Annotated in this window: 11 protein-coding genes and 1 pseudogene; 10 read left to right on the top strand and 2 right to left on the bottom strand. The window is 41.8% G+C overall.

Annotation, left to right across the window (positions count from 1 at the left end; translation table 11 throughout):
* Positions 1-6 precede the first annotated feature (6 nt).
* A complete protein-coding gene (locus FY557_RS07075; RefSeq protein ID WP_149246579.1) occupies positions 7-351 on the bottom strand; it encodes a zinc ribbon domain-containing protein YjdM in 345 nt (114 codons plus the stop codon).
* Between the two features lie 190 nt (positions 352-541).
* Here FY557_RS07075 and FY557_RS07070 point away from each other — a divergent pair, with 190 nt between their 5' ends.
* On the top strand, positions 542-1,747 hold the full coding sequence (locus FY557_RS07070; RefSeq protein ID WP_149246578.1) for an RsmB/NOP family class I SAM-dependent RNA methyltransferase: 1,206 nt from the start codon (positions 542-544) through the stop codon (positions 1,745-1,747).
* Positions 1,748-1,937: 190 nt separating this feature from the next.
* On the opposite strand, the gene FY557_RS07065 is transcribed toward FY557_RS07070, so the two are convergent.
* Positions 1,938-2,891 carry a manganese catalase family protein gene (locus FY557_RS07065; protein WP_149246577.1) on the bottom strand — a complete coding sequence of 318 codons (954 nt, stop codon included), beginning with the start codon at positions 2,889-2,891 and terminating at the stop codon, positions 1,938-1,940.
* 250 nt (positions 2,892-3,141) lie between these two features.
* Between FY557_RS07065 and FY557_RS07060 the strand changes: the two genes are divergently transcribed.
* The 9 genes and pseudogenes from FY557_RS07060 (at position 3,142) to FY557_RS07025 (ending at position 12,220) form a co-directional block, all read left to right on the top strand.
* Complete coding sequence (locus tag FY557_RS07060; RefSeq protein WP_149246576.1) at positions 3,142-4,806, top strand: GLPGLI family protein; 1,665 nt, start codon at positions 3,142-3,144, stop codon at positions 4,804-4,806.
* A gap of 318 nt (positions 4,807-5,124) precedes the next feature.
* Positions 5,125-6,845: pseudogene (gene asnB, locus FY557_RS07055) on the top strand (asparagine synthase B).
* 223 nt (positions 6,846-7,068) lie between these two features.
* Positions 7,069-7,881, top strand: a complete 813-nt coding sequence (locus FY557_RS07050; protein WP_149246575.1) for a hypothetical protein — start codon at positions 7,069-7,071, stop codon at positions 7,879-7,881.
* A 218-nt stretch (positions 7,882-8,099) separates the two neighbouring features.
* The gene (locus tag FY557_RS07045) at positions 8,100-9,506 is read left to right on the top strand and encodes an MFS transporter (RefSeq protein ID WP_149246574.1); all 1,407 of its coding nucleotides are present in this window, start codon (positions 8,100-8,102) and stop codon (positions 9,504-9,506) included.
* 44 nt (positions 9,507-9,550) lie between these two features.
* Positions 9,551-9,727: a hypothetical protein gene (locus FY557_RS20080; RefSeq protein ID WP_185151672.1), complete on the top strand. Its 177-nt coding sequence runs from the start codon at positions 9,551-9,553 to the stop codon at positions 9,725-9,727.
* Positions 9,728-10,033: 306 nt separating this feature from the next.
* Positions 10,034-10,936, top strand: a complete 903-nt coding sequence (locus FY557_RS07040) for a pirin family protein (protein ID WP_149246573.1) — start codon at positions 10,034-10,036, stop codon at positions 10,934-10,936.
* Between the two features lie 9 nt (positions 10,937-10,945).
* Positions 10,946-11,479, top strand: a complete 534-nt coding sequence (locus FY557_RS07035) for an NADPH-dependent FMN reductase (protein WP_149246572.1) — start codon at positions 10,946-10,948, stop codon at positions 11,477-11,479.
* Positions 11,480-11,526: 47 nt separating this feature from the next.
* Positions 11,527-11,925 (top strand): OsmC family protein, encoded by a 399-nt coding sequence (locus FY557_RS07030; RefSeq protein WP_149246571.1) that lies wholly within the window; start codon positions 11,527-11,529, stop codon positions 11,923-11,925.
* 1 nt (position 11,926) lies between these two features.
* Positions 11,927-12,220 (top strand): GNAT family N-acetyltransferase, encoded by a 294-nt coding sequence (locus FY557_RS07025; protein WP_185151671.1) that lies wholly within the window; start codon positions 11,927-11,929, stop codon positions 12,218-12,220.
* The last annotated feature ends 148 nt before the right edge of the window (positions 12,221-12,368 follow it).

Below are 12,368 nucleotides of genomic sequence, written 5' to 3'. Positions count from 1 at the left end.
TTCCGATCAGGCCTTTTTCACAAATTCCGATTTCAGTGCCATGGCTCCGAAACCGTCAATTTTACAGTCGATATTATGATCGCTTTCCGGTCGTAAACGGATATTTTTCACTTTTGTTCCGGCTTTCACCGGCTTCGGCGCTCCTTTTACCGGCAGGTCCTTAACCACTACTACAGAATCTCCATCCCGGAGCTCATTCCCGTTTGAATCAAGTATTTTTCCGGAAGCAGAGGCCTCGGCAGCTGTTTCTTCAGGATTCCATTCATAGAAACACTGGGAACATACCATCATATTATCGCTCGGATAGGTAAACTCGGAGCTGCATTTAGGACAAAGTACAGGATCACTCATATTTTAATTTTTTGCAAAGGTAGGATTTTTGAGTGATGCGTTAAAAATTATAAATGATAAGTTCATTGGATAGGGAATAACGAAAAACAAACTCACAACTATTAACTGATAACTCATATCTTACAATTTATAACTCTATAAGTTTAAATTTTCGTAATTTTGCAGATTCAAAATAGCAGAACCCAATTTTATGGAATTGATACACCGAAACCTGGCCATCGGAATCCACGATGCTTTGCAGGAAACGTTTTTCGAGAAAAATAAATACGCCGATAAAGTAATCGAAAGGCTGCTGAAGGCAAATAAAAAATGGGGAAGCCAGGACAGAGCCGTTGTTTCTGAGATTTTCTACAATATTATCCGCTGGAAGAAACGCCTGGAATATTATATGGGCGAAGGCGTAAAGCCCAACAACGTTTATAAATTAATCATTGCCTACCTTCTTTGGAGCAAGACCAATTATAAAAAATTTGAGGAATTCGACGGTATTAAGATCGCTGATATCCTGACGAAGCTTAAAAAGGGAACAGTTCCAACCAAAGCCATCGAATATTCCATTCCGGACTGGCTGGCGGAAACCCTGGAAAAAGAACTGGGCCCTAAATGGGAAAAGGAAATGCAGGCTCTGAACGAGCAGGCGCCTACTGTTTTAAGGGCAAACTCCTTACGGACGACAACCAAAGAGCTGATTTCCGATCTTTCGGACGAGAATATTATTTCGTATCCGGTTAAAAATTATCCTGATGCTGTGCAGCTGGAGGAAAAGAAGAACGTTTTTCTTACCACCGCATTCAAAGAAGGATTATTTGAAGTGCAGGATGCATCTTCACAGAAAATCGCTTATTTCCTGGATGTAAAAGAAGGGCAGCGTGTCGTGGATGCATGTGCCGGAGCCGGTGGAAAAACCCTTCACCTGGCAGCGTTGATGGGAAATAAAGGGCAGATTATCGCCCTTGATATTTTCGACTGGAAGCTTACCGAACTGAAACGCCGAGCCAAAAGAGCCGGAGCCCATAACATCGAAACCCGGCTGATCTCCGACAATAAGGTAATCAAAAGGCTTCACGAAAAGGCTGACCGCCTGCTGATCGATGCGCCATGTTCCGGATTAGGTGTTTTAAAAAGGAATCCGGACAGTAAATGGAAGATTGACCAGGCTTTCATCGACAGAATCAAGGGAGAGCAGCAGCAGATTATTCAGGATTATTCCAAAATGCTTAAGATCGGAGGTAAAATGGTCTATGCCACATGCTCGATCCTTCCATCGGAAAACAATGAGCAGGTAGCAGAATTTCTGAAAAACAGCCCCGGCTTCAAACTTGTCAAGGATGAAAAAGTAATGCCGAGCGAAGGCTATGACGGTTTTTATATGGCCCTTATCGAAAGGGTTTCTTAAAAAGGAACAACATATCATATCTTATATGAAACTACTCTGTTTTATAGAGTAGTTTTTTATGCAGAATATTGATGTGACCAATTGCGCTAATCGCTTTAAATAAAAAAAACGCCCGTAGAATATTATATTCTGCAGGCGTTTCCAATAAACTTAATATATATCTGTCGGTTATCTGTGAGATCCGGAGAAATTACTCCTCCTTATTCCCGCTAATTCCGATATTCTGATCGATCTTACCTCCTGATTCCTTAAATTCTGTAAAAGCATCTGCCAGTGCCTGCAGTTCTGCATCAAGCCCCGGGGCAAATTCTTCAGGACGTTCAGGCATTTGCGGAACCAAAAACGATTCACGCGGTTCTTTAAGCGTGGTAAGCTGGGTACCGTCATTAAAAGGAGACGGGCCACTGAAAATCTGCTCCATCATGGATCCGTCCAAACGGAAAGTGTACTGTTCTCTATGCAGTCCCAAATCGAGCAGCCGCTTTACTTCGGGAAATTGTGAGGAGTCAAATTTCGGCACAGGAAGTACTTTTCCCCAGTCGACCCCCAGTTTTTCCAGTGCTTTGGCAAATGCCGCCTGGTGGGCTTCGTCACGAACAATAAGAAAAGCAACAGTCGCCCTTAATGTTTTATTGGTACTCATTTCATAGATCCTGCACTTCTGAAGCCTTCCGGTAGCTTCCAGCACAAGGTTATCCATCAGATCCAGTACGAGATTCCCATGGTTATGCACATAACTGCCGCTCCATGGATTTCCTGCAGCATCTACCGGAAGTGCCGATTGGGCCCCCATAATATAATGATGCGGATTCTTCTGTTCTTTCGCCATATCCATGGCAGCATCTCCACCCTTACCGGGCGCTTCATATTTATCGCCCTGGTATCTTGGAGATCCGTCAAGAAGCTGAGAAATTGTTTTTGTAATTAACTCTACATGGGAAATTTCCTCAATTCCCACGCCTTGAATCAGATCCATATACGGCGTGGCATTACCACGGAAATTAAAACTCTGGAAGAGAAACTGCATCATCGTACGCATTTCGCCGAACTGCCCGCCTAACCCTTCCTGCAGGGCATTGGCTGCTGATGGATCCGGTTCGTCGGGGACAATGGGATTGATAAGCTTTTGTGAATGGTAAAACATAGTATATATTTTTTGGTGTTAGATCTAAAGCCATCTAACTTTATGCCATCTAGCAAAAATATGGTACACAAAATACTGATTATTAACACATTATGATCTCAGTCATAAATATCCTTGTAATAACAGAACTTTTTCAATTCATAATAACATGGCGCTTTATCCATAATCCCAAATACACTTAAATTTCAGAGATCAATTTTAAACTTGAAATATCTCGGTTAAAATTTATCTTTGTGGAAATTAATTTCATATGTACCAAAGAATTCTATTGAGTATTTTTACTTTTTTATGCTGTTTCTCTTTTGCACAGACTTATGAAGTGCAATATACCAGTTCTTACAACGGGAAAGTTTCTGCCAATCAGACTCCTGCAATAGTCTGGGCCAATGAAAACGAAAACTATATTCTGAATCAGCAAATAAAAGACGGGAAGGCAGATTTCCCTTATGAAATTACCAAAATAGAAAAGCCTGCCAATACTGTTCTTTCGTATGCTTTCCTGAAGCCTGGTGAAATCATATCCGCTTCCGACAAAGAATCGATTGGGAAGCAGGTTTTTGAGTTTACGGATGAAACTAAGAAAATCCTGGGCTACACCTGCAAAAAAGCCATCACCAAAATCAATTCAAATACGATTGAAGTCTGGTATACCAACGATCTGAAAATTCAGGGTGGGCCTTCTACCATCGGGCAAAACCTGGGCTTCGTACTGGAAATTGAAAGAAATAAGACCTCTGCTGTCACCGCTACATCCCTGAAAAAAATAAAAAAGACGGGTATTGATAACATTCTGCAGGGCAATGTTACTGCAACAGACCAGTTGGGTTACAGGGATCTTGTATGGAAAAGCAGATTTACCACACTGAAGGTCTTCGATAACGAAATTATCAACTTTTCCGACCAGTCGAAATCAGACGGAGAGGTTAAGAGATTTGCAGACGGAACGATTCTTCTAAAAAAAATTAAATTCCCGAAAATTACAGAAGGCGAAACTATTTTCGTGGAGCTGAAGCAGCAGTCAAACGGAGACGCTTACGACAGAACGGGAACGGTATTTTTTATTCCCCAGGACAAATCCCAGTCGTTTTTCAACGGCCTGGAAAACGGGGTAAAAACCTTACCGATGTATGAAAACGGAAACGGCAAACAATATTATGGGATCATGGCGACGGAAAATTATAATCCCCCTGTTGAAATGATGCGTTTCTTCACCGCTTTTGGGATCAACAAATTCAATAATCTGCAATTAAAGGATAAAACCTGGCAGACCATAAGCCCTTACCGTGAAGATATTACCGATCTGAAGCCATCTTTAAGCGAAAAAGAATTATGGATCGGGGCTTTCATCGGAAATTATGACAAAGGCGGTCATAAAATAAGTCTGGAAATTACCATCCATAAAAGCGATCAGAATATTTATAAAAACAATACAGTGATTCCTATTTTCAACACGCTGAATATTATGGAAATGGCAGGACAGGAATATTCGACGATGTTCGATAAAGATCAGGGGCTTCTGGTAGAATTCACCCTGAAGAAAGACCTTAAGAATACACAGCTGAAATACACGACCACAGGACACGGTGGCTGGGAAAACGGTGATGAGTTCCTACCGAAAACCAATTCCATATTCCTGGACGGAAAAATGGTTTTCTCATTTATCCCATGGAGAACTGACTGCGGATCCTACCGCCTGTACAATCCCGCTTCGGGAAATTTCCCGGACGGGCTTTCTTCTTCCGACCTCAGCAGATCCAACTGGTGCCCGGGAACGGTAACCAATCCCGGTTTTATCCCATTAGGTGATCTAAAGGCAGGAAAACATACCCTACAGGTAAAGATCCCGCAGGGCCAGAGAGAAGGGTCAAGTTTCAGTGCTTGGAATGTTTCAGGAGTCCTGTTGGGAACGGAATAAAAAAACCTTCTCGCAAACTGAATTACAAGAAGGTAAAAACACAAATGATGAAAAAAAATTATTTCGAGCCACAAAGTAAAGATGAAAATTAGTCAAATAAATTACCATATATTAAGAAATATTCCAGAATAATTTCGTATGTAAATAGAACACGGGCCAGCAAGTGAAAAAAATTAACCTTAATACTATTTTTTACAGCAAATAATTAATTTTTTACTTAGTTAAAATAAAATTAATTAAAATTTTAAATCAAATAAAAATTTTTGTTGTTTTTTTTAAAGCACACTGATACTTTTGTTTTAAATTAAATGATAAAATATGTGTGGAATTGTATGTTTGTTTGATGCTAAACAAAAAACCGAAATCCTGAGACCCCAGGTTCTTGAAATGTCTAAGAAAATACGCCACCGCGGCCCGGACTGGAGCGGCGTATTCCAGAATGATAAAGTGGTTTTCTCTCACGAAAGGCTGGCCATCATAGATCCGACTTCCGGAAAGCAGCCTTTATTTACCAAAGACGGAAAAGTAGTGCTTGCTGTAAACGGTGAAATCTATAACCACAGGGAATTAAAAGAGGAATTCCCTGATTACGAATTTCAGACCGAGTCGGATTGTGAAGTGATTTTAGCGCTTTACAGAAAATACGGAAAGAATTTTATCGAAAAGCTGAACGGTATTTTTGCGTTCTCTCTATATGATACAGAAAATGATGTTTACCTGATCGCCCGCGACCATATGGGAATCTGCCCGCTCTATCATGGCCGGGATAAAAACGGAAACTATTATGTAGCTTCTGAACTCAAGGCACTGGAAGGTGTCTGCAAAACTATTGAAACCTTTCTGCCGGGGCATATTGTATACAGCAAAGACGGAAGCGAGCTTCAGCAGTGGTATAAAAGAGAATGGGAAAACTTTGATGCCGTAAAAGACAGCCCAACGGATATTGATGCCTTACGAAAAGGACTGGAAGATGCGGTCCACAGACAGCTGATGAGCGATGTGCCTTATGGGGTCTTGCTTTCAGGAGGATTGGATTCTTCGGTAATTTCTGCCATTACTGCAAAATTTGCCCGTCAGAGAATTGAAAGCGGAGACACACAGGAAGCCTGGTACCCGAGGCTGCACAGTTTTGCCGTGGGATTGGTCGGATCCCCGGATCTTGCAGCAGCCCAAAAAGCAGCGGAGCACATCGGCTCGGTGCACCACGAAGTTACTTTTACCGTTCAGGAAGGGCTGGATGCTATAAGAGACGTGATTTATCACCTGGAAACTTATGACGTAACTACCGTAAGGGCTTCTACCCCAATGTATCTTCTCGCCAGGGTAATCAAATCCATGGGGATTAAAATGGTATTGTCCGGAGAAGGTTCTGATGAGCTGTTCGGCGGCTACCTTTATTTCCATAAAGCACCGAACGCCAAGGAATTCCATGATGAAACGGTAAGAAAACTCGGGAAACTGCATCTGTACGATTGTTTAAGGGCCAACAAAGCCCTGATGAGCTGGGGAATCGAAGGTCGTGTCCCGTTCTGGATAAAGAATTTATGGATATCGCCATGACCCTGAACCCGAAAGACAAAATGGTGAATGCTGCCGAAGGAAAAATTGAAAAATGGTTGTTGAGAAAGGCCTTTGAAGACCTTCTTCCAGAATCGATTGTCTGGAGACAGAAGGAACAGTTCTCCGATGGCGTCGGCTATTCCTGGATCGATACCTTAAAAGCGGTAGCTGAAAATGAAGTGAGCGATGAAATGATGGCCAACGCCCGGTTCCGGTTTCCGGTAAACACGCCTCAAAACAAGGAAGAATACCGCTACCGGACGATTTTTGAGGAGCATTTTCCGAGTGAAACTGCAGCAGCAACCGTACCTTCGGTACCTTCTGTAGCCTGCTCCACACCTATTGCCCTGGAATGGGACGAAACCTTTAAAAACATGAACGACCCGAGCGGAAGAGCTGTGAAGGTGCATGAAACATCTTACGGCGAAGGTAGAAGGGAAATCAATGGTGAATTTTGCTTCGTAAGTGAATTTTTATAATTAAGATTGGGTATTAACATGATGTGAAGGGTAATTTGACCCTCATTATTAATCTTCAATCATGCTTATTTTCTCTGTCCAGATTTAAAATTTATTAATCCTGTAGCGATACAGGATTTTTTTTTGAATTAACGGTAACAATATTGTCAGAATTTAACCGTTAATCAAAAATATTATCTAATAAATAATTATATTTGGAAAACGAAAATATCAATTATAAAAAATGAGAAGAAACATTACTATCTTATTTGCCTTATTAGCCATGACTTTTGCTTTCGGACAGGGAAAATACGGTAAATATCTTAGCTCTAAAAAGCTGGCCATGACGTATAAAAGCGTGAAAGATGCCGATAAAGACGACTTTTACCAACAGTATTACTGGCTGGTAAAAGCAGAGCAGCTGAAAACCTATCCTCACCTGAAAGATATAAAGCCGAAAGTTTTATATGAGTTCGTAAAAAAAGTAAATCCTCAGAATCCTAGCAAAAAGCTGGATGCTAGAGGAAAAGAACTCAGGGAAACGGCAGAACTGTCTTTAAACCAGTATTTCAAGAATAAAAACCTGGATAATAACTCGGTTTTAATGTATAACCTTGAAACGTATGTAGATCCTTCAAAAGGACAGTATTATACAAAAGTTGATGCAGAAAAGATTAAGGAACTGGTACCGAAAGAGCTGTATGCTTTCAATTCCAATAACAGGAATACAGGCGAGGACAAAACCTATTACCTGTGGATCAATAAAGAGAAAGACGATTTCAATATTGTAGACATTATCCCGGAAGAAAAAGAAAACAAAGCTTTCTATGCCAGAGTAAAGCAATATCTTCCGAGCTACAAATTCTCAAAATACGTTCCGTCTGTAAAGAAAGGAACGAAAACGGACAGAACCGATGCCGATTATTACTACATCATGCCGTTTGAACAGAATACGGACAACATTGAATACAAAACCAAGGATTTCAAAACCTTCGAATTAAGCCAGTACAGAAAAGCCGGCGACGAATGGAAAGGGGTTGAAAAGCCAAGAAAATAAGACCATGGTCCTGCGAAGTTCGCAGGACTTTTATTTTGCCTGTTTACCTTATTCTAATTTTCAACACCTGAGAGGCATCTCTTTGCAGCTTATGATGTATAAAGGCTTATAGTGAGATATATCATCATCTCTCTTTAAGGAATGAATATTGCTCTCATACAATATTCTTTATTTTTTTGAACCAAATAAATCCGGAAATCCGTTTCCGGTACTTACCTATGTCAGAAGAACTACCGCAGCCGACCATTTCGATCAAAAAAATTCTACCGTTGATTCTTGCAACGGCCATTTTTATGCAGATGCTGGATTCCACAATCCTCAACACTTCACTACCTTCCATTGCAAAAGATCTGCAGGAATCGCCGCTCAACATGCAGAATGCCATTATCAGTTATGTTCTGACCCTCGCGGTTTTTATGCCGGCCAGCGGATTTCTGGCAGACCGCTTCGGAACCAAAAAGATATTTATATTCTCCCTCATTCTTTTCAGCATTGGTTCGCTGTTCTGTGCCTTATCCCAAAACCTTACCCATCTGGTAATTTCCCGTGTGGTGCAGGGAATCGGAGGCAGCCTGATGACGCCGGTCGGAAAACTGGCCCTGATCAAGACATTTGATAAAAACGAATTACTAAAAGCCATGAACTTCGCTATTGTTCCGGCACTGATTGGTCCTGTATTGGGGCCTTTGGTAGGAGGTTATATGGTAGATTACCTTTCCTGGCACTGGATTTTTTTAATCAACATCCCGATCGGGATCCTGGGAATTACATTGGGGCTTAAATTTATGCCCGATTACAAATCCAAAGATGTGGAATTTGACCTGAAAGGCTTCTTGATTTTTGCGGCAGCTTCACTTCTTCTTTCCGTCGCGCTGGAACTTTTCGGGAATATGCAGAACATCACTCCTGTTCTGGTGGTTTTCATCCTTGGATTTCTCTGCCTCTATTATTATTACCGGCACGCCAAAAGAGACGACAGCCCTATTTTTCCGCTTAACTTATTTCAGGTAAGGACCTTTCGGGTCGGTATCATCGGAAACCTGGCTACCCGGTTGGGGATCAGCTCCGTTCCGCTTTTGCTTCCCCTGATGATCCAGATTGCTTATAAACAATCGGCGGTTACTTCCGGATGGATTATTGCACCGATGGCACTCACGGCAATTTTCGGAAAATCTTACGTTATTAAAATCTTGGATAAATTCGGATACCGGCAGACCCTGATGACGAATACCTTTATCATCGGAACTTTAATCTGCCTTCTGGCCATTCCGGACATCAACACTTCCTTATATTGGTTTGTTCCGATCATTGCCATTCTGGGATTTTTCAACTCGATCCAGTTTACTTCCATGAACACCATTTCCATTGCCGACCTGCGGAATTTCCAGACCAGCAGCGGAAATTCACTTTTATCCGTTAACCAGCAGCTGGCCATCGGTTTCGGGATTGCCTTCGGATTGATTGTCCTGAAGATTTTCGAAAATACCGACCTCATCCATGGCGAAATGCACAACGCCTTCCGCTGGACCTTCCTTACCGTTGGCATCCTGACCATCATTTCAGGTTTTGTTTTCCGCAGGCTTCATCTTTCGGATGGTAAAAATATGCAGTCGAAGGAGGATTAGAAGTGAATGGATCCGACATTTATATTTATCCGACATTTATTGTAATGGATACGATATTAAATTTGCCATCATTAGAAATTGATGAACTGAATTTTCATGATACCTACACCCGCTTTACGGAAACTTCGGGAGTTCCCCGAGACGCTAAAATCATTGATCAGACCTGGGCCAAAGTAAATAAAAACGGTACCCGGGACAGGAAATTCAACAGTAATTATTAGATTCCGATTGTAAAATATGGTCATATCAGGCTTACCACCCAAAAATATGAATTCAGATAAAACTTATCTAAGCTTTACATAACATATTTTTAATCTACCCTGATTCGTTCAATAACCAGACTTATTACCACAGATCAATGGATGCTTTCAGCAGATGCTTTAATTTTGCTCACAGAATAAGGAAATACTAAACCGGACCGATTTTTTTACAGGCATATAGGCCATTCGGATGATTCTTTTTCCTATTTTTATCATTGGGCTTTAAACGGAAACGGCTCAAATAGAACTAAAATTAAACCACAGCATATGTCAAACATCGGACTTATCATTGAAGAAAAATCAGCGGATATAGGAAATTTTTTAGTGGGAAGGTTGCTGCCCTTCCGTGAGAAAAGAGCAGTCGGCCCTTTTGTTTTTATCGACCATATGGGCCCGGCAGATTTAAAGGATTACCAGAACCTTGATGTTCCCCCGCATCCGCATATCGGGCTTTCTACCCTTACCTATCTTTTGGAAGGATCTATTTTTCACCGCGACAGCCTTGGAAGTGCACTTGAGATCCAGCCGGGTGCGGTAAACTGGATGACTGCCGGAAAAGGGGTGGTCCATTCCGAAAGAACGCCGGAATACCTGAGACATTCGGACAAGCGGCTTCATGGATTCCAGATCTGGGTTGGGCTTCCGAAATACCTGGAGCAGTCGGAAGCCAGCTTTCATCATACGGAAGCTGCAGATATTCCGGTTTGGGAAGAAGACGGAATCCAGTACAAACTCATTGCCGGAGAAGCTTTCGGAAGAAAATCCCCGGTTCCGGTGCACAGCAAATTGTTTTTTATTGAAATCAAAACTAAAGAATCCCAAAAGATCAGCATCGGAAAAGATCTTTACGGTGAAGCAGCCATGTACGTATTGGATGGAACGGTTACCACCGACGGAAATTCTTACGGCTCCAAACAGCTTCTGATTGCTAAAAACACCCAGCTTTGCGAATTCGAGATGAGTGAGAACGGAACGGTTTATCTGTTTGGCGGCGAGCCATTCGAGGAAGAACGTTTTATTTTCTGGAATTTTGTGAACTCCGATAAGGAACTTATCGAGCAGGCGAAAGTAAACTGGAACGACCAGAACCACGAAGCTTTCCCGCTGGTTCCGGGCGACGATGAAGATTATGTGCCGCTTCCGAAAGCGATTTTAAACAGAAAACTTTAGATTTAAACCATGAAAATATTAGCATTTGCAGGAAGTACGTCTTCCACTTCCATCAATAAAGAACTTGTAAAACTTGCCCTGAAAGATTTTCAGGATGACGAAATCAACCTGATCGACCTGAATGATTTTGATATGCCTGTGTTTTCCGTTGACCGCGAAAAGAAAGGCTTTCCGGACCAAGCCTATCATTTTTTAAAAGTGATTGAAGACTGTGACGTGATTGTCTGCTCGCTGGCGGAACACAACCGCTCGTACAGTGCCGCTTTTAAAAACATTTTCGACTGGGCTTCCAGAATCAACGTCAAGGTATTCCAGAACAAACCGATGTTGCTGATGTCCACGTCTCCCGGCGGGTACGGCGGCGGTAATGTGATGAATACGGCAAAAACCTTTTTCCCGAATTTTGGTGCTGACATTAAAAATACCTTTTCGCTTCCGAAATTTTATGAGAACTTTGATCTTGAAAGCGGAATCATCAATCCGGAAATGCTGGCAGAACTGAAAGATAAAATCGAAAATTTCAAATATCAGATCAAAAACTGATCTTTACATTTTTCAGAAATAGTAAAATATAATAAAATACAGACACCATGGCAGTGACCGTAAAAGCGAGTTTAGGCAAAGAAAAATATTATACCGAGGTTATTGCCGGGGAAAACAACCTGATTACTGACGAGCCGGTGGACAAAGGCGGTGGCAACAAAGGTTTTAACCCTTTTGAAATCCTGGCTACCTCACTGGCAAGCTGTACGGCAGCCACCTTACGGATGTACATCGATCGGAAAGAATGGGACGTTGAAAAGATCGACGTAGAAGTGGAGCTTGAAAATTTCCCACTAACGAAAAGAGCCATTTTTAAAAGGAATATCCGATTTGAAGGCACACATCTTGATGAAGAACAGAGGAAAAGGCTGCACGCGATTGCCGATGCCTGCCCGATCCATAAAATTTTAACCAACGATATCGAAATATTAACCCAATTTTCATAACATGATTGAAATACAACACACCAACGACGAGAAACGCGGAAATTTTGAAGCCTTTATGGACGGGACCCATGCCGGTTTAATGACCTACACCTGGGCTGGCGAAGACCGGTTCATCATCGACCATACGGAAGTGGATGATGCCTACAACGGAAAAGGGGTCGGAAAAGAAATGCTGTATGCCGCAGTAGATTTTGCCAGAAAGAAAGGAAAAACCATCATTCCGCTCTGCCCTTTTGCCAAAGCGACATTCCAGAAGGAAGAAGAAATCCAGGATGTACTGGTAAACAAGGTTTAGGCGAAGATATAGATTGAGGCTGAGGTAAAGGCTGAGTAGGAGACAATCATAACAGATTACATTTGAGCAACCTTTACCTTTACCTTTACCTTTACCTTTACCTTTACCTTTACCTTTACCTTTACCTTTACCTTTACCTTTATCTTTC

The sequence above is a fragment of the Chryseobacterium sp. SN22 genome, from assembly GCF_008329705.1.
Lineage (GTDB): Bacteria > Bacteroidota > Bacteroidia > Flavobacteriales > Weeksellaceae > Chryseobacterium.
The sequence above is the reverse complement of the archived record's forward strand: the minus strand, read 5'-3'. Positions and strand labels throughout refer to the sequence as shown.